The sequence below is a fragment of the Pseudoalteromonas sp. NS-SX12 genome (genome assembly GCF_057367955.1).
Genome location: NZ_CM170635.1, coordinates 1,574,930 through 1,594,958 on the forward strand (window position 1 = coordinate 1,574,930; position 20,029 = coordinate 1,594,958).

Genomic DNA, 20,029 nt, shown 5'->3' on the forward strand with positions numbered 1-20,029 from the left:
TTATGGCTAATAATCAATATACGCCGCCAAAAGTGTGGCAATGGCAAGCGGGAAACGGTGGCAAATTTTCTAATATTAATCGTCCTGAGTCAGGCGCGACACACGATAAAACCTTGCCTCAAGGAAAACATCCGCTGCAACTTTATTCACTTGCTACGCCAAATGGTGTAAAGGTGACGATTCTGCTCGAAGAACTAATTGAAATGGGTATTAAAGACGCTGAATACGATGCGTACTTAATTGATATTATGGAAGGCGAACAGTTTAGCTCAGGCTTTGTCGAGATTAACCCTAACTCTAAAATTCCTGCGTTGCTCGATACCTCAACATCACCCACCACACCTGTGTTTGAATCAGGCGCGATTTTGCTTTACCTCGCTGAAAAATTTAATTGTTTTATTCCGCAAAATGCAAATGACAGGGCGAAATGTTTATCTTGGCTATTTTGGCAAATGGGCAGCGGCCCCGCATTAGGTGGCGGGTTTGGTCATTTTTATGCGTACGCACCTGAGCCACTAGAATACCCAATTAACCGATTTACTATGGAAGTAAAACGCCAGTTGGATCTACTAAACAAACACTTAGCAAACAATAAATACATGTGTGGTGACACCTACACGATTGCCGATATGGCAATTTGGCCGTGGTACGGTGTATTAGTACGCGGTGATTTATATGACGCTGCTGAGTTCTTAGCAGTAGATGAATACCCACATTTAAAGGCATGGGCAGACCGTATATTTGAACGACCAGCTGTGCAACGAGGCCGTAGAGTAAACCGCAGTTGGGGCGATGAAAGTGAGCAACTGCACGAGCGCCATAGTGCGGACGATTTTAATTAAACCGTAAAGGTTAATACGCCCTAGTTATATTTAAAATAAAATTGTATATTTTATTTATTTTCAGTTGTAAGGATAAATGTGAAACATATCGCGCTACAAGAATTAACCACTGCCGATGCTGAATTCATTTTTAAGTTAGTAACGCAAGCGAGTTTTAAAGAGCACATTGGTGATAAAGGGGTGTATGACCTAACCAGTGCAGCAAAGCACCTTGAAGAAAAGTACATTCAGCCCTACCAGCAATATGGCTATGGTTTATGGGGTATAAAAGATCTCGACCGTAATTGTTTTGTTGGCGTATGTGGCTTAGTAACACGCCCTGATTTTGACATTCCTGATCTTGGCTATTCGTTACTTGATGAGTATACAAAGCAAGGTTATGTGGCAGAAGCCGCGCGCAAAACCATTGAATGTGCCCGCAGTAAGCACGGCTTTGACACATTAAATGCTATTACTTCACCCACTAATAACGCGTCAATTAATGTGCTTGAAAAACTTGGCTTTAAGTTTATTAAGCAATTTGAACTTGCCGGTTATGAAGGGGTTTCTAACCTTTATCAATTAGCGCTTTAAGCTCAGTTGCAACCGCGTTGTTGACATTGTTCCATGCACTATTTAACGCGCTAACAAGCGGGCCGTAGCCGTCATCGTTAAGCGATACGGCTTGATTAAAGCCTTGGCTATACACGATAGTAGCCGAGGTATGCTCAAGTTTATATACCGTCACTATGCCCGCTATTACACCTTCGCCGTTTTGATTCGCTTGAAACTTAGTCAGATAATAATCTACGCGAAAGGTTGGTAACGTGGCATTAATTGCAGATTCTAACTGTAGGGGAATAACACGGCTTTGCGACAACTGATTATCAAGATTAACCACGCTTGCTTGCAATAATAATTCACTGGGACTGCTGCTCCACAAATGGCCGTTGGCGCTTTGAATTTGCAATGGCGCAACCTCTACTGCAATACCGCGATTGGCAAGATGGCCGGTTAACTTAGGGTTACTGACAATGATATTAGCGCGCGCTTGTTTGCCTAATTTATTTGGCGCAAATTCGCCACCATCAAGCTGGTAATAACTAATAGTGTCAACTTGGCTGCTACACCCACCCAATAATAAAAAAAGAACTGAAACCAGTAAAATACGCATTGTGTTATTGTTTCCTTGGGGTTGGATCGGTTGCCAATTGTTTATCAAAAATAAACATATTAGGTTGCTCGTTTAAGCCTTTTGACAATGGCTGCAATTGCTCTGCTAATTGTTTTAACTGATCAAGCGTGCTGTTTAATTCGTGATAAATAGCAGAACCTTTCTCGTAATCTGACATGGTTTTTTCAAACTGCAACATGGTTTCATCAAATGTTGCCATCGATTTTTCAACTTGTGCTAAGGTTTCATTAAATTCATTAGGCAGAGCTTGCGTGTCTTTTCGATTTAACAGTTCGCGCAGTTCAACGGCGAATGTGTTGTATTCGTTCATTGTTTTATCAAAGCTATTGAGCGGTGTTTGCATATCTAAATTATTAAACTTCGCTAGTAATTCCGACACTTGGTTCGCCATTACGCTAAAGCCACTAGAGGTACTTGGAAACACTTTTAAGCCAGCAAATTCAGATTGCTGAAATGGCTCAACATCTTGGTATAAATCAAAATCGATATAAATTGAACCCGTGAGTAAATTGCCGGTTTTAAGCGATGCTCTTAAGCCTTTTTCAATCCAGCCATCTAGGCTATTTTGCCAGAACTCTTTGGCAATTTTGGTATCGTGGAAGATACGCTTATATTCAATTTTAATCTTAACCGGTACAGCCGTACTGTCAGTTGAAAAATGAGCAGGGCGATTATCAATCACTAACATCGCCGGTGCTTCTTCAACGGTACCAATTCGAATACCGCGATATTCAACTGGCGCACCCGGCGTTAAGCCGCGAATTGATTGCTCAAACTGAATAACATAGTAATCGTACTCATCGTAGCGATGTTCTAGCGCTTTTTGGTAATCGCTGTTTAGTCTGAATGTTTGGTTTTGCTTAGCCAAAGCATCGGGTTTTTCGCCCTCAGGAATGGCAAACGAAATACCGCCTTTCAGCATTTTTGCCAGTGAACTGGTTTTAAAATTAATCCCGTCAGCAGATAGGTCAACTTCAATCGCGGAATTTACCCAAAACACCACATTTTCTGTGACCAGATTTTCATAAGGTGAGCGAATAAAAATGCCATAGCGCATAATCTGCTGTTGCCAATCAAACTTAGCAGTTTCAACTTGTCCAACACTGTAGCCGTTATAATAAATTGTGGTACCAACATCGATTACATTGGTATTTTTACTGGTAAGCAAATAGCGCTGACCTTTTATGTTATCGGGAATTTGGGGCGGCGTATCAAGTAGTGTAAATTGACGGGTTCTGGCATCACTCTCACCCGGTAAAAATTCAAAATAAACACCCGATAACAAGGTGTTTAACCCTGAAATACCGGTTTCATCGATTCGCGTTTTAACAATCCATATTTTTGCGTCTTGATTAAGTAAATGCTCGTAATCTTTGTCAATTACCGCGCGTGCAACAACTGTGGTTTGATCTTCAGCAAGGCGCACTTGGGCAATGACACCCATTTTTACGCTGCGTACTTTAATTTCTGTTTTGCCGGGGATCACGCCTTCTGCGTTTGGCATGGTAATGTAAATAGTCGTGCCTTGGCTTTGTTGGTATTGATAAAACATCCAACTTGCAACAAACACGGCAATAAGTGGAATGATCCAGATAGGTGAGAGCGTTCGCTTTTTACTAATAGCGGCAGTAGGGCTCATTCAAAAAACCTCTTTTTATCCCAGATTAAACGTGGGTCGAATAGTTGCGCAGCAATCATAGAGGTGATCACCATAATTGCAAAAAAGATTGCACCAACACCAATTGTTATCGACATTAAAACGCCTAATTGTACTAATGAAACTAAAATAACCACAACAAACACATCGATCATCGACCACTTACCAACAAGCTCTATTAAAACATAAGCACGTGCTGCTTGTTTTCTACTAATGTGTTGTTTTTTTGTAACTAAATAACACAGCCAAAATAATACAAACAATTTGCCGATAGGAATACAAATACTGGCTATGAAAATAATGATAGCGATTGGGTACGAGCCAATCTGCCACAGTGTAAAAACACCATTAAGAATAGTGGACGGTTCGTCAATTGAGAAAATCCATGTGTGCATTATCGGGAAAAAATTCGCTGGTATATAACAAATGAGCGACGTGATGGTAAATGCTAAAACCCACTGAATATGTTGTGTATTGCGTACCGACGTTTTGCTATTACAGCGCGAACACGTATCGTCGTAAGTTAATAACTGACAAACATGACACGCTCGCAAATTTTGATTTTTAGCGCGCGAGCCTAAGCTTTCATCAATTGTTATTTTGTTTTGGTCGGCGAGTTGTAACCACAAACTATGGCTGTCGTAATAATATAGCGTGAGCGAATAACACAGTACAAAAGCGGAAAACGCCCAAAAACTTAAACCAAAGGTAATTTCAGCCATTGCCATAATTTTAATCATGCTGATCAGCACGCCAATTAGGAATATTTCCGACATAACCCAAGGTTTTAAGTAGTAAATCGTTTTTAAGCAAAATCGCGAAAGCGGTTTAGGTAACACATACAAAGCCCCCATATGAAGCGGAATAAACAGTGTTAATAACACAAAAGGCAATCCAATAATGGTGATATCAATCAGTGCAGCGACGAAAAAGTTATCTTGATAAAACAATATTTTTGCCGCGTCGAGCAAATTGATGGTTTGGCTTAACCCTTGATTGCTAAACGAGATAAACGGGTAGAGTAAGGCGCTAAATAGTAAGATAAGTGACGCGATACTAAGCGCAACCACTTTTTGAGCGCGCGCGTTAATTGTGCGGCTTAATAAGGTATGACAATTTGGGCAATAGGCATGCTCCCCATGGCTGAGCGTTGGGATACTGACTATTTGATCGCAGTGATGACACGCGAGTTGTATTTCCATTCAGGTGCTTACTTTGTCTTGTTACTCTTTGATTTTCTTATATCCTTGATTGTAAGGCAAGAAATTGTGCTAGGATATTTGCTCTAATAACAATAAAAGAGTACAACCATGGCGCAATCAATTGGACTGACTAAACGGCTGCTGTATCGTTGCTATCACATGGCGTTACGCCTTGCATTATTTGTTTATCCTATCCCACGACCTAAGTGCTTTAAAAGCACGCAACTCGATATCTGGCTTGCTGAGCTAAAGCAACAAAACATTGAGCGATTACTGGTGGTTACCGACAAAACCTTGCTTTCACTCGGCATCGCAGCGCCCGTGATTACTGCCCTTAAAAGTGCTGGCATTAGCACGTCTATTTATTCAGATATTTTACCTGATCCCGACATTAACGAAATTGAATCGGGTTTTATGCTTTATACACAAGATAAGTGCCAAGGCATTGTTGCAATTGGCGGTGGCTCGGTGATTGATGGCGCAAAACTAATTGGGGTGCGCGCTGCAAAACCACATAAAACACTTACGCAATTACGCGGCTTGTTTAAGGTGATGCGCCGTTTACCACCGCTAACGGCAGTACCAACTACCGCTGGTACAGGCTCAGAAACAACGGTTGCAGCGGTGGTTTCAAACCGCAAGCAGCAGGACAAATTCGCAATTGCAGATTACTGTTTAGCGCCAAAATACGCGTTATTAATGCCAGAATTAAGCCAAGGCTTACCGCCATTTATTACCGCCACAACCGCTATGGATGCGTTAACGCACGCATTGGAAGCATTTATTGGTATTAACGGCACGCAATTTACTAATCAAAAAGCGTTAAGCGCATGCAAACTCATTTTTGAGAATTTTCCATTAGTAATTCAAGAACCAAGTAACATTAAGGTACGAGAAAACCTGCTAAACGCATCTTTTTATGCGGGCGAAGCGTTTACTCGTACATCGGTAGGGTATGTGCATGCCATTGCCCATCAGCTTGGCGCGAAATATCATGTCGCCCATGGTCTTGCTAATGCCATCTTGCTGGATGTGGTGTTAACGGAGTATGGCGAGACAATACATGATAAATTGGCACTTATTGCTGATTATTGTGCGCTAGGTGATAACAAAATTGACGATCGTTCACACAAAGCAGCGCTGGTAATTGAAAAAATACGTGAATTAAAAGAATTGGCGAATCTTCCAACCAAAGTAGATGAGCTTGATGCTAAGGATATCCCAGATATAACAACCGCAGCGATGAAAGAAGCACACCCTGATTACCCTGTACCAGAGTTTTGGTCAAGCGATCGGTTTGACCACGTCTTACAGCAAGTTTTAACGTAAAACTCGGGGTGACTCTTTATATTGTTATTGGTCTTAGGGGGTATGTGTAAGCTAGAGGGCTGTAGTGAGTGAAGAGCGGATATCGAATAAATTATTCCATGCACATATAAAACTCTTCGTTGTTAGAAGTAAAAATTATGTCTATTTCATTTATTAATAATTAGTTCCCCTCAATATTTATAGCAGGCAATTTGCCTGTTTTTTTCAAACTCAGAAAATGTTAAGTTTCAAATAACTTGCTGACTAATGGCAATTAATCATTAATGTTATAAATTTCTTTAGAATGTAAACAGGCGATGTTGCGGTCGGAAATGAAGCAACTTGCCTCTAATAAGCTGTCGGATTAAATGGAGAATTAAAACAATGGAAGGTATTGAAAATGGTTTAGGTGGATTTGGAATTTTATTTTATTTAGCTTTAGCCATCCTGTGGATTATGGTTCCTGTATTTATCTTCTTAATTTCTAAGCGAGTGAAGCAAATGCTAAATATCATGACAACATCGCAATCAGAAATTAAAGAGTTAAACGCAAGTATTAAATATTTAAAGCGAAAATATAATGAATCTAATGAGTAATTAATCTACCAAACAATTCAACAGAGCTAAAAATAGCTGGTTCTACTCCTGCGTCGCTAATTTTAACCGACTATTTTAAGCCCATTAATATGGGCGTTATTAATGAAAGTTAGTAGCACATGCCTCCTGCTGTACTTGCTCAACTTCTTTTAGACAACTTTGGTAGTTCAGAATCAAATTTAATTAGCGAGTAGTTAATATCAAACGCGGCGCATAAATTTTCACACGATTGCGCCGCGATTGATTACCGTTTATAAGCTAAGGTTACTCGGCAAGGGTTTTTAGTTGAGTAATTTTATAGCCGCTTGTGGCGTTTGAATCTTCTTCCAAAATCAAAATGTAATTACCGGTTTGTGAAAAGTCGATATCTGCCATTTGTAAAACACTGATAGTTTGGTTGTTTACTTCATAAGTGACAGTTACATCGTAACTTTGCGAGTCTAACGTCAGCGATTTTGTCGCGAATGCGTCAATGTTTTTAATGTAGCTTGTGGTGTCGTCAATAGTTTCATTACCCTCAGTAAAATAAATATCGACTTTGGCGATATTGGTATCATATGGTGAGTGATCAATCAGGTTAACAACCTGCACATTATGCGATACCGCGTTAGGCGTTAAATCCTCAGTAATTGATATCATTGCAGGATAATCGTCAGTATGTTGATAGAAAATACTGATAAGAGACGTGTTTTTGTTAACTGCCTCAACAAAATTATTCACGATAGGGTTATTTGAGTTATCTAACATCGACAGGGTAAAGGTACCTGCGTTCGCTGGAAAATAATCGGTTACTGTGTCGGATGGGGTTGCTGGCGTTGTAATATCGTCTTTGGTGCTAAGTGCATTAAAGGTAACGGCTGCGTACTCATCAATCGCGTTGTAAAAACGCATTTGCGACATGGCATCAACATGGGTGAGTGAGGTAACGCTTGAACCATCAGAGACTAAATCAACTGTAATGCCACCTGGTTGTGATGAAAAGCTCGGGCGCAACATGGCAATATAGCTTTGTTCATCATCAAGCTCCACCATACTCGATTGAAAAATAACATCATCGCTGCCAGCGAGGGTGATGTAGAAGGTGTAATGATCTTCGCTTTTTTCTTGCAGCTCAGGTAGCGCTAAATATTGGGTTGAAGTTAATAGCTCGGCATCCACAAAAGCGTAATCGTCTTTAGCAAGGTAAATATCGTATTCTTGCTGATCTGAAATGGTATTAATGGCGCTGATTTGAATTTTGTCTTCGCCGTCAAATTCGCTAATTGCAAATTCGTCAATGCGTGGCTCGTTGTAGTCGCCCGATAAGACTTTTAACAGTTTTACATCGCTTTTAATGGCAAGTGTGTCGTCGTCACTCAGCAGCGGTATATAGTCATCGTTATCGTTTAAATAAACGTAGTTTAACGCGTAGTCGTCACGGTTATAGTTATGGCGCGTGGTTACTTCACCAAACGTTGCACCGGTGCGTACGGTATTGTCGATTTCGAGATAAACCGTTGGGCTGTTGGCACTGGCATTATACATTTGTACGAAACCTGTGCCTGAAGAGTCGTCACTGCTACTGCAGGCTGCAAGCATAGAAATGGCGAGGAACAGCGTTGTATTTTTAACATTTATCATTATTGTTTTTCCATGAGTTGGGTTGTTATCTACCCTGAGTATGTCATGGGAAAATCAATGCTATAACCATTTTTACCTACTATTACAATGGGTTACAATAAGTCACTTGAGTAACATATTCTCACAGTTTTAGTAAGTAAAACGTACCCCTACATAAAAGCGTCTGCCGTTACGATAAACCGCTTTTGGTGAGTAATGACTGCCTTCGTAGAGGTAGCTAATTTCGTCACCGAGGTTTAACCCTTCAAGATTAAGAGATAAATTCGGATTAATATGATAGCTAAAGGTGGCGTCAATTTGCGAAAAGTCGTCTTGCATTTCAAGGCCAACGCCGGTGGCGAATTCTGTGCGATAGTTGTGGGAAATTCGGGCACTCAACCATTCATTCTCAAAATAACCGGTTAAGTTAAAGGTATGCTCTGAGGTGCCAGGAATAAATGCTTGCTGCGTGGTGTTACCATCGCGTTTACCATCAACAAAGGTGTAGTTTGTAATAATGCCAAGGCCTTGTAAAAACTCATGTTGATAGCTCAATTCGATACCCCAAACATTACCGCCTGCGCCGTTAATCGGTCGGTCAATGGTCATTAGTATGTCTTCGTGTACTTCTAATTGACGTTTAAACTCAATAAATGATTTAACGTCTTTGGCAAACGCCGCAACCGAGAGCAAACCAATATCTGAAAAATACCACTCGAGTGACATATCATATTGAGTCGCGCGATATGGGTCGAGGTCGGGGTTGCCGCCTTGTCCTTGCGCTTGTGTAACGTTGTAATTGGTTGATGGCATTAAATGATTGTATTCGGCGCGCGCCATAACTTTTGCAGCGGCAAAGCGAAATGCCAGGTCGCGCTTTAAGTCAAAATTTAAATTTAAGCTTGGCAAAATATCCGTGTAATGTTTGCTTTGCGCTTGCCACACAAAGTTAGTTTGCGCACTACTGGGCGATGCGATTTGCTGATAGGCGCCCGCATCTTGAATGGTATTAACAATGCGCACACCCACATTAGCGCGGAATAAATCAGTAAGTAGATTTAGCTTGGTGTATAAAGCACTGGTTTGTTCTTGAATATCAAAGCGGCTGGCTTGCTCTACTTGCTGTTCAAACGGGTAATCGCGGTAGGCGTTTGCAAGAGATTGAGTATCGGCAAATGCATAGTGTTTAAGTGTTTCATCGGAACCAATGCCGTGTAAATAGTCTTTCGGAAAGGGCGCACTAAAATTTGCGAGCGTCCAATCGAGCGTATCTTTAATATCACTGTAACTGCCATTATTTGAACGTAAGCGTTCAAAATCACGTTGGTGATTGCGATATTTAATGCCAAAATCAACACTGTCTATAAGATTATGAATAAGCGCTTTTGAAAAGTCAGCTTGTAAATACCACTCTTGATCAACGGAGTGCTGAGAGTCGTTTCTAACTTCGCTTATCCACCAGTTTTCAGCTTGGTTTGGATTGAGTTCATAGTGGGTTTTAATGTCACGTTTGTCTCGGGTATCAACGCTAAACCCTGAATTTGCCGACCACTGCGATGTATTGTCGTCGTACGTACCGCCGCTACCGCGGGTAAAGCCGAGCTGGTATTCATTTTGCCATAAGTTAACAGATTGCATGGCTTTAACGTTAATACTGTTAGTCTTAATGGTTGATTGACGCCAAATTGCTTCCATTGAGGTACTAAAAGGCTCGCTATTTGCCGGGTCTACCTTCGAATAATCGGCGTACGCTAGGGTATTATTGATGATTTGATAGTCGTTAATTACGCCACCGCGCGAGAATACGTTTGATGGTTGCCACAAAAAATTTTGATTAGTGTTGTCTGCATCTAACTGTGAATACAAGGCATCAAACTCAAATTGCCACGTGGCACTTGGCTGATAATCAACCGCCATGGTTGCGCTGGTGCGCAAGCGTTCTTGTTGAAACACCGCAGAGCCGCCACCACTTGGGGTCCAAATGTTTTTTATGTCAGCGCTGTCATGGTCGCTGTATATCAATTTGCCATCATCGCGTTTTTTAAAGTGTGCTTGATGCCAACCCCAAGACTCCAAACCATCTCGGCGTAAGGTGCGCTGCTGACGGTTCAATGTAAACAACATACCAAAATCGCGATTACTGTTTACATAGTTATAAAAGGCAGCAAGTTGTGGGTCGAGCTCGTTTGATAAGTCGCTATATTGGCTTTGCAGCGTGACAATAAATTGGGTGTCGGTCGTCAATGGCCTATGGGTTTTTATATTAATCGCTCCGCCGAGAGAACCTTCATCTTGGTTCGCTTGTGGCGTTTTAAACACCTCTAATTTGCTAACAAGTTCAGCGGGTAACATGGTGTAGTTAAAGCCACGATTTGGCTGAGATGAAATCCACCAATCCGCTGAAGCGATATTTTGGCCGTTTAAAAACGTTCTATTTTGCCCTGGCGTCGTGCCGCGCACACCAATACGCTCGCCTTCGCCCATCACACGCGTAAGCGAAATACCGGTAACACGTTGAAGCGCTTCAGCAACGTTTTTGTCGGGAAATTTCCCGATTTCTTGGGCACTCAGTACATCGCTAATTGCCGAGTGTTGTTTTTTATCGGCAAGTGATTGCAATAAGCTCTTGTGAATGCCACGTATTTCAATGGTGTCGAGATCGATGTCGGGAGTATTTGCAAACGCGCCATTAGAGAGAAACGCAGTTATCGACGCTAAAGACATTGCGCGTAATTTAAAGCGAAGGTGTTGTGCCTGTTTATTATTGTGTGTTTGCATATGATCCCCTTTGCACTTTAAACGACTGAATTATATGAACTGCGTGTATTTACTGAGCGATTGTTAACGCTTAAAATGCAATCACCATAATACTGTTATACGTGCTATAAGGCTAGACTAATTTTGTCACTCACTTCGTTACCTAACTCATTAATTCAAATAGACAAAATTTTAGTTGATTTCAGCGCAATGCGAATTAAACGAGCGGGTACATGGCATAAGGTTGAAAGCAAGCAGCTGATATTGTTGGCGCTACTGATTAAACAACACGGGCAGGCAATATCGCGAGATGAGTTACTCGATAAAATTTGGCCAAATGTGATTGTTAGCGATAACTCGCTCAGTAAGTTGGTAACACAGTTGCGCAAAACGATCGGTGATGATCGTAACGATCAAGGTATTATTCGTACCGTACCGCGCGTAGGCTATCAGTTAATTGCTACTGCAACACAGGTTGAACATAAAGCGGCATCGTTTAAGCAGCAAAATGTCGCGATTGTGGGTGCATTATGTTTAATGTTAGGTGGGTTATTTAGCTTACTGCTTTCGCATCTGAGTAAGCCTTATGCGCTTGGCGATGATTATACCGAGCGACGCATTACTCAGCGAGGTGGCGTGGAGCAGGGCGCGTCTTTTTCAAATGACGGGCGATATATGGTGTTTAATTATCGCGCAATAGGTAAAAGCAATACCGATTTAGCGGTGATGGACCTACAGCAACACATTTCCCATGTAATTAAAAATGCCAATTACTCTGAGCAACGCGGTGTGTTTTCCCCTGATCAAAAATGGTTGGCGTATATTCGCAACGACGCGTTGCAATGCAATATTCGGGTGATATCAACGGCTAGTGCGATAGAAACATGGCGTTTATCACTCGATAGTAAATTAGCAGATTGCCCGTCTGGTTTGCATAAAATGGCATTGAGTTGGCCGCAAGATAACCTACTGATAGCTCACTTTAATCACAGTGTGGTGCGTTATTCATTAAACTTTGAACCGTTTCCTCGAGCGGTTGATAGTCCAAACGTGATTGTTGAGAATGTTGATGAATTAAGTGTGACTGATAATCATTTATTCACACTTAATGCGGCGACAAATACCGTGGAAAAACGCGATTTTCATGGCAAACTTTTGACAACGCTGTCTCATGAAGAGCGCGGTATTAAAAAGCTCGCGGCCGACAATAACACGCTGTGGCTTGTATCCAATAAGTTAGCTTTTTATAAACAAAATAAGCGTATTGGCGATATGAATATTGAGGGTGGCGATATTGATGAAATCAGCATTAATAGAAAAAATGGTGATATTCTATTAAGTAAAAGCCAGTCAAATACGGGGCTATTTTCGCTTTCATCCAATCGTGTTGAACAACTTGGTTCGTCAATGAATGCGGTACGTGCGCCGGTGGTATCACACACAGGTAATAAGTACGCATTTTTAACCTTAAATAAGCGCTCAAATAAGGCTGACGTTTGGCTTAGCCATGTAAATAGTGACAGTGTGCAGTTTATTACGTCGCTTTCAAACTCTAACGTGCCAGAATTTATGTCGTTTTCACCAAACGGTAATTTTTTACTTTTAGGCTATTTAGATTCCCATCTTTCGTTGATTGATTTAACAACTAAAAATAGTATTACCATGGCACAAGGGCAGTTTGACAATGTGTATTGGCAAAAAGAAGGCGATGGTGTGTTCTATGCGAAAAACGATGGCAATAGCAGCAATAATTGGTATTTTGACTTGTCTACCGGATTAGCGCAGCCGAACGCGCAAACGTTAGCATTAGATTTTATGCTTGCGAATAAAGAATACCGAACGCTTATGACAACGGGCTTTCGAAATTATGCTAATCATGTGGCTAAGTATTTAGCTGAACGAGTTTTTGACCCCTTGCTAATTGATAATATTTTACCTTCAAGCCAATTATTCACACCATCCGTCTATCGAGACGGTATTTATTTTATGGTTAAAAAAGGTGAAACCTTATTATTGTTTGATTATCAATTTGATAGTCAAGAATTTCGTGAAGTTGCAGACTTGAGTCAATTTAGTAATGCGCCAAATCATACGCTGACTATTACCAGTTCTCATGATGGTAAGGAAGTGCTTGTGAATCTCGTTGATAATCTCCAATCAGATTTGGTTTTAATCAGTAAAACCACGGCTAATTAAGCGATGTGATAGTAAGGTTAAATCTTAGCTTAAGGTTTAGCAGCAAGCTTTCGTTTCAGTGCTTTCATTTCACTGAGATCAATTTTTTGAGCATTGGCGTTATCAATTGCTCTGTCTAGCTGTTTTTTTGCACTTGAAATGTCATTTTGTTGATACGAAAGTTTAGCCTTTAAGTACCAGGCTTCGGCGTTATTCGCGTTTTGTTGTAGCACAGAATCGATTTGCTGATGCAGTGTTTTGTATGCGCTTTCTGAAATCTCAGCTTGGCTAAGAGTCAGACGGGTGAGCGCGGTTTTTGCAAGCAGATGGCCTTTATCACTTGCTTGGGTTAACCATAAGCGCGCTTTTTCCATATCGTAATGTACTGATTTTTTAACTAATAACTCGATGCCTAAACGGTACTGCGCCGATGCAAAACCATTTTGAGCGCTCAGTAAGAGCCAGTTAAGTCCTTTTTTACGGTCTTGGGCGGTTTTATCGCCGGCAAGTAACTGTGTTGCAATACGATATTGCGCGAAGGGATAACCATTTTTTGCAGCATTTAGCATAAGATTTTGCGCTTCGCTTTCTTTTGGCCAATGGTATTTAAGCAATTTAGAGGCGTTGTGTTTATCGGTAGTAAGCCATTGTGCAATACGGTATTGCCACAAAGCATTGCCATTTTCTGCCTGTTCAATGACTTCAGCAATGTGTTTTTGATATTCACGTTGCTGGCGCGAAAACCCTTGCCGATAACGTTTACCTTTAAATGTGGTGAAGTGATAAAGCAAACTGCGACGTTTGATGGGAAGCTGCTCGCTTTGCTTAAAGCGCCAGCGTTTTAACGCCATTAGCATGGCGTTATCAAATGTTTTTTGTGGGTAGCTATCAATGATTTGCGCGTTGATCACGGCTCCTGCACCATCAATATCGTATTCAACCCATACCCATCCTTCAATACCGCGGTCGACCGCGTGTTCTGGATACACAGGATCAACATTAAATGACTTTATTGGTTGAATTAAAGTGTTAAATGTTTCGTTAAATTGGGGTGCTAATGTGTTCACATAGCGTTGATAGCTAAGTTCAGCGTCGAGATGTTGTTTTGCTTGGTGTAAAGCGTCACTGTTTTGTGTTTGCGTGGCGATGTACTCTGCGGTGTTTTTAGCATCGGTTATTCCAAATTCGCCGGCAAGTGAAAACCATGCATATGCTTTGTTGATGTCTTTTTTTACGCCACGGCCGTGTAAATGCATAACGGCAATATTAAACATCGCATCTCTATTACCAAGTTTTGCAAGCTGTGAAAATTCGTTTAAGGCTTTTTGATATTCGCCATTGGTATAGTTAACTGACGCGCTCAATAAGTCGGCTTTCAAGCCGAAATGCATAAGCGAAAAACACAGTAACAACAATGTCGTAATTAGATAACGCAATGACAAAACCAAATATCGACTAAGGGGGTTTAAACGTTTTGCAACGAAAAAACGAAAAAGTGGGTTAAGAATACGCAAACTTACTGCGGAATTGAATTGATATTTCGACTTTTTTAAGAAATTTTAATGGCTTGTAGCGCAATAATTGAAAGCAAAAAAAACAGCGAACATTACATTCGCTGTTTTGGGGGGTTCTGAAGTGTAAGAGTTTTCTAATAGGGGGCAGTCCTGTGTTAGCTCTGCGCAATTAAGCGCAGTGAAACTCTTTTTCAGAATTAAAAATTAAATCGAACACCTGCAACATAGCGACGGCCATCGGCATAAACACCGGTTAGTGCTTGCTCTACACCTTTTTCTTGGTAGCTAAAGGTATGCTCATCGGTTAAGTTAATGGCTTCAAATACTAACGTAATGTTCTCGGTTACGCTGTAGTTAAGATTGGCATCAATTTGTCCGTAATCGTCTACATAACCTGGCCAACCAAGACCTGTATCATAGCCTGTGCGGTAGTTGTACGAAATACGGCCGTTTAGGTACTCATTTTCATAGTATGCACTTAGGTTAATCGTGTGCTCAGAGTTACCAGGAATAGTGATATCTTCACCATTTGGACCTTTCGCTTCACCATCAACATAGGTGTAGTTAGCCATTACACCTAGGCCTTGATAAATATCGTGCTGCACCGCAAGCTCTAAACCTTGAATTGTACCGCTACGACCATTTACCGGGCGATTTACCAATATACCAACACCTTCGTGAGTTTCAAGCGTTAGCTGTGAGTCTAAGAAAGATTGAATATCTTTATGAAATAGTGCCGCTGAGAATAAACTTGCTTCATCAAAGTACCATTCAATACTTACATCAAATTGGTTTGCACGATACGGGTCGATATCTGGGTTACCACCTGTACCGGTTTTAGTTTCTAGGTTGTATGAAGTTGATGGTGTCATTGAGTTATAGTCTGGGCGAGACATTACGCGTGCAGCTGCAAGTCGCATAATAAGGTCATCATCTAAATCAATCGCTAAGTTAAGGCTTGGTAGAACGTCAAAATAGTCTTTTGATTGCGTTTGCCAATTTTCACCAACGTAAGCGCCTGTATCTTGGTTTGTTTGTACTAAACGTACGCCTAAGTTACCGCGCAGGCTATCTGCGTCAATATCCGCCTTAATGTAACCAGCCAAGATTTGCTCTTCTACTTCAAAGGTACTTGCTTTTAATAAGTTGTATTGCCAACCTAGGGCATCACCTTCACGACGTACTTTGTTTGAATCAGTAATGGCGTAGTTTTTAAGTGTACCATTTGAGCCTAAACCCGATAGATAATCTGACGGCATTTGGAGCGAATAATCGGCTAATGACCAGCCTAAATCGGTACGTGTTGCAGTTTGACGTTTCTCATTATAGCGACTGTGGTCGCGATATTTAGCACCAAATTTAATATTACTAAATACTGCAACATCAACTGGGCGGTTAAAGTCTACTTGTACATAATGTTCATCGTCTTTGGCGTTATTTTGATCGTAACGTAAGAAATCAAGTGACCATTTAGTGCCATCAGCGGGATCAGCGCTATAGCTAGTTTTCATATCTTCAACGCTTGACGCATCATATGAATGCACGTAGTTACCACCCCAACCAACACTGCGGTCAGCGTGTGAACCACCTGAGCCTTTGGTATAACCTAAGTGAACTGAGGTTTGCCAAATATCACCTTGATAATCTGCTTTTAAATCGTATGACTCAGTGCTAAGTTCTGAGTTACGTACTTTGGTCTCATCAAGAATGTTATTGCCATCTGGCGATAAACCGAGTGTGCCTGCAATAAGCATTTTGCCAACTTTGTCATGATCAATAATCGTCACGTCTTGATATTTTGAACCGCCGTAGCCAGGTAACCACAAGAAGTTTTGGTTTTCATTGTTAGCTTCTAATGTTGAATCAAGGGCATTAAAGGTAATGTCTAAGGCATCACTTGGACGGTATTGTAGCGACGCATTGAAACCTGTGCGGACACGCTCTTGCGAAAACATGGCTGACCCACCGCCACCAGAACTATAAACATTCTTATGAACTGTACCATCTTCCATTTCAATATCGCGATGAGTCCAGCTCCATGATTCAATACCATCTCGGCGTAAATTGCGTTGCTGACGTACCACTGAGATTAGTGCACCAAAGGTTTCGTCTTCATTTTTCCATGAATATAAGCCACTTAGTTGTGGGTCAGTTTCACCTGATACTTCACTGTGTTGCGCCATTAAGCTACCAGCGATTTTATTGGCTTCTAATTCTAGTGGTTTACGGGTACGAACGATCACTGTACCACCAATAGAGCCCTCATCAATATCGGCTTCTGGTGACTTATACACTTCAAGTCCAGATACAATTTCTGAAGGAAGCATAGTGTAATTAAAACCACGACTAGCAGGGGAGTTTGTCCACCAATCTACTGAGCCTACAGCTTGGCCATTTAATAATGTTCTGTTTTGGCTTTCAGACGTACCACGAATACTTACTCGTTCACCTTCACCAAAATTACGTGAAATCGATACGCCGGTAATACGTTGAAGCGATTCTGCTACGTTTTGGTCTGGAAATTTGCCAATGTCTTCAGCGGTTACGGCATCAACAACCGAACCTGAAAAACGTTTAGTGTTAAGTGATTTAACTAAGCTGCCGCGGATGCCGCGGACCTGAATTACCTCAACGTCGCTTTGTTCAGCAGTGTTTTCTTCTGCAGCCTGTACATATGTTGTGCTTAAGCTCGCTGCCAATAATGCCTGACTAATAGCTAGGCTTAATTTATTCTTAGTAGATATAGCCATTGTTTCCCCTTGCGATGTAAAAACCATCAGTTGTTATTTTTTAACGGTAACTGTTTGCTTAAATCACACACCGTTAACAATTGCCCGATGCGGAATGTGTTTTAAGCTGGGGTAATAGCTACATGATTAGTTGTGAATCGTATTGATTGGTTATGAATAGTTCTGAATTAGACAAATAAATTTTAAATAAATATTAAAAACAACAGTTTGCAGGTTGGTTTGTTTTTAATAAATTAAGTTTATTTAACAAAATTTGTAGAAGATTATTTGGTTTATATACTTATCCGATATTGAAATCGGATGAAAAAAGGGTTCATGTGTTATTTAATCGTTAAATTTTTCTGTTGCGGCTATTAAAAAGCGATCGCTGAGCATACCGCTTGGTTGGCCGTTTCAAAAAAATAAACGTTGTAAGTAACAAGTTAGTTGTGTTGTTCACTTTTCGCTTTTACTAAGTGGCTGGTAATAAGCGCTTGATATTGTACTACCGTAAACATGTTTCACTTAGAGCAGTAAAAAAACTAATCATTAGAAAATACTTACACCATTTTTGTGTGTGTACAGAGTTAAAAGGCTATATAAATTGAACACGAAAGTTTTGAGTTTTGTTGTTAATTTTTGCCGCCGATGAAGGTATTTAAAAAAGGCTGAGACAGAGAGCGTATATAGAAAGGTGAGCCATTACACGTTAGTTTTTTTACATAACCAAAGTGATAACACGATTCAAACAACAAATAAACAGCTTGGTACAACACATTTTGATTTGAAAGAAGATTATATTTAACAGAAGTTATACGGCTAAGAACAAGGCTCTTCTATTAATTGGATTTTCTTATGGTGTTGGTATTTTTTGTCAAATGAAGTCGGAGTAAAAAGTGGTCTCAGCTCGTTCGAGCAATGAGTCGTTTGATCTCATGATATTAAAAAAGCTATTTAAGGCTTGAGTTAGCCGTAACATGGTTAATGAATAATGCTGGTGGAAAAAGTGAGTCGCCTAGGTTGGCGACTCATATATATTAAAGGCTTTTCTTTGGAGGCAGTGCCACGTTTGCAAATATGAGTCCGGCGACCAGAGACATAAAAATAAGAAACGTTTGCTGGCCAATACCTGTGCTTGCAATAAACTCTTGCCCCGAGATTAACGAGTTTAATCCAATATAGGTTTTACTTCCGGGAACCAATACGATCAAACCTTGCATTGCAACAATACATGCGGGTGCATTGGCGACACGTGTAAATAAGTTACTGTAAACACCAACCGCAAATGCACCAACAAACGTGCCGAGTGCATAATCTAAATAAAGGGCGCCCGCGATACTTGCACCGTACGCGACAAACCCCGCCACAATTGACCACACTGCATGTTTCGCTTTGGTACGAAAGATAACGATTAAGCTCATACATAAAATAGCGATGGCAAGCCAAGCAGTCCATTTTGGCATTTGTGGTGGTGCAACAAAGTCGGTTTGCCCAAATAGCGAAAAGCCAACTGCTATACCTAAAAATGCGCCAAAATAGAGCTTAAAGAGTAGCATTAAGGCATCCATTACGCGCGCAGTACCAGAAACTAAGTGACGTGCAGATAACTCAGCCAGGCCAAGTGTTAATGCTAAGCCCGGTATAAATACAATGATGGCGGATAATATAACCATGCGTATATTGATGCCAGGGTCGATGTAAACGCTTATCGCGCACGCTAAAATGGCGGCAACAATAGAAACCACAGCTTCAAGCATATGGGCAACACGTTTAGAACGTTCTGACCACAGCACAAACAAATAAATAACACCGCTAATTAACGTTGACCAAAGTACATCATTCCAACTTGTTCCCATTAGCATGGCAAATGCACCGCCTGACATAACAAATGCAATACCCGTAACAAAGCGGTTGTATGGGTTAGGTAAATTCGCTATTTCATCAAGTGCGTGGTCGGCTTGTTCTAAGGTAATTGTGTAGTCAGTTAGTTTATCAACAAGTTCATCACTGCGTGCAAGCGCGCCTAGGTCTAATTCACCTGGAGCAACACGCGCCGCATGGGTATATTCGTCTTCATGGCCTTCTGTCCAGATAACAAATGTTAATGCGGTTGGTGTAATTATAAACGACGCTTTTAAGCCTAAAAATGTTGCTAAATTTTCTAGATGAGCTTCTAGTCGGTAAGCAGGTGTACCGAATTTGTGCAGCATTTTACCAAGCTTTACAATAAAGCGGCGTTTTTGCGTAAAACTAGCAGTGTTCAAGGTTTTAAATCTACATATACAGTGATGACTCGCAAATTTTATGTTTTATTTACGGTTTGTCTAGTTTTGTTTATGTTAAATATCAACAATTGTAATAAATACGGGTCAAGATCAATAAAATATCCATCAATTTATACATATTGATAACAAAGGTAATTTATAAAATAAATTATTAATTTTATGTTAACGTTAAAGTAACATAGGTTGAAGC

At 40.7% G+C, this 20,029-nt stretch carries 13 protein-coding genes; 5 read left to right on the top strand and 8 right to left on the bottom strand.

The genetic code is table 11. The annotated features are described in order from the left end of the window. Nucleotides 1-2 precede the first annotated feature (2 nt). Complete coding sequence (gene yghU / locus AC2IOM_RS21405) at nt 3-842, top strand: glutathione-dependent disulfide-bond oxidoreductase (RefSeq protein ID WP_486360118.1); 840 nt, start codon at nt 3-5, stop codon at nt 840-842. A 78-nt stretch (nt 843-920) separates the two neighbouring features. Next, complete coding sequence (locus AC2IOM_RS21410; RefSeq protein WP_486360119.1) at nt 921-1,415, top strand: GNAT family N-acetyltransferase; 495 nt, start codon at nt 921-923, stop codon at nt 1,413-1,415. Here AC2IOM_RS21410 and AC2IOM_RS21415 read toward each other — a convergent pair. Genes AC2IOM_RS21415 through AC2IOM_RS21425 form a run of 3 tightly spaced genes read right to left on the bottom strand, consistent with a single transcriptional unit; the run spans nt 1,390 to nt 4,875 of the window. After that, complete coding sequence (locus tag AC2IOM_RS21415; protein WP_486360120.1) at nt 1,390-1,995, bottom strand: PqiC family protein; 606 nt, start codon at nt 1,993-1,995, stop codon at nt 1,390-1,392. The genes AC2IOM_RS21410 and AC2IOM_RS21415 overlap by 26 nt on opposite strands. Before the next feature lie 4 nt (nt 1,996-1,999). Beyond that, entirely contained in the window at nt 2,000-3,655 is a 1,656-nt protein-coding gene (gene pqiB, locus AC2IOM_RS21420; protein ID WP_100915045.1) for an intermembrane transport protein PqiB, read from the bottom strand. After that, nucleotides 3,652-4,875, bottom strand: coding sequence for a PqiA/YebS family transporter subunit (locus tag AC2IOM_RS21425; protein ID WP_486360121.1), 1,224 nt, complete (start codon nt 4,873-4,875; stop codon nt 3,652-3,654). The genes pqiB and AC2IOM_RS21425 overlap by 4 nt, the downstream gene beginning before the upstream one ends. A gap of 108 nt (nt 4,876-4,983) precedes the next feature. Between AC2IOM_RS21425 and AC2IOM_RS21430 the strand changes: the two genes are divergently transcribed. Both AC2IOM_RS21430 and AC2IOM_RS21435 read left to right on the top strand, forming a co-directional pair. Then, complete coding sequence (locus AC2IOM_RS21430; protein WP_486360122.1) at nt 4,984-6,204, top strand: iron-containing alcohol dehydrogenase; 1,221 nt, start codon at nt 4,984-4,986, stop codon at nt 6,202-6,204. A gap of 363 nt (nt 6,205-6,567) precedes the next feature. Continuing rightward, a complete protein-coding gene (locus AC2IOM_RS21435; RefSeq protein WP_394228573.1) occupies nt 6,568-6,780 on the top strand; it encodes a hypothetical protein in 213 nt (70 codons plus the stop codon). 264 nt (nt 6,781-7,044) lie between these two features. On the opposite strand, the gene AC2IOM_RS21440 is transcribed toward AC2IOM_RS21435, so the two are convergent. Both AC2IOM_RS21440 and AC2IOM_RS21445 read right to left on the bottom strand, forming a co-directional pair. Next, nucleotides 7,045-8,400, bottom strand: coding sequence for a hypothetical protein (locus tag AC2IOM_RS21440; RefSeq protein WP_486360123.1), 1,356 nt, complete (start codon nt 8,398-8,400; stop codon nt 7,045-7,047). A gap of 129 nt (nt 8,401-8,529) precedes the next feature. Further along, on the bottom strand, nt 8,530-11,157 hold the full coding sequence (locus AC2IOM_RS21445) for a TonB-dependent receptor (protein ID WP_486360124.1): 2,628 nt from the start codon (nt 11,155-11,157) through the stop codon (nt 8,530-8,532). Between the two features lie 123 nt (nt 11,158-11,280). Between AC2IOM_RS21445 and AC2IOM_RS21450 the strand changes: the two genes are divergently transcribed. Beyond that, nucleotides 11,281-13,332: a winged helix-turn-helix domain-containing protein gene (locus AC2IOM_RS21450; protein WP_486360125.1), complete on the top strand. Its 2,052-nt coding sequence runs from the start codon at nt 11,281-11,283 to the stop codon at nt 13,330-13,332. Nucleotides 13,333-13,361: 29 nt separating this feature from the next. Here AC2IOM_RS21450 and AC2IOM_RS21455 read toward each other — a convergent pair whose 3' ends face one another. From AC2IOM_RS21455 to AC2IOM_RS21465, 3 genes are all read right to left on the bottom strand, one after another. Beyond that, nucleotides 13,362-14,747: a TonB family protein gene (locus tag AC2IOM_RS21455; protein ID WP_486360126.1), complete on the bottom strand. Its 1,386-nt coding sequence runs from the start codon at nt 14,745-14,747 to the stop codon at nt 13,362-13,364. Nucleotides 14,748-15,022: 275 nt separating this feature from the next. After that, nucleotides 15,023-17,575: a TonB-dependent receptor gene (locus AC2IOM_RS21460; protein WP_486360127.1), complete on the bottom strand. Its 2,553-nt coding sequence runs from the start codon at nt 17,573-17,575 to the stop codon at nt 15,023-15,025. Between the two features lie 1,016 nt (nt 17,576-18,591). Next, nucleotides 18,592-19,818, bottom strand: a complete 1,227-nt coding sequence (locus AC2IOM_RS21465) for a threonine/serine exporter family protein (RefSeq protein ID WP_138633259.1) — start codon at nt 19,816-19,818, stop codon at nt 18,592-18,594. Nucleotides 19,819-20,029: the final 211 nt, after the last annotated feature.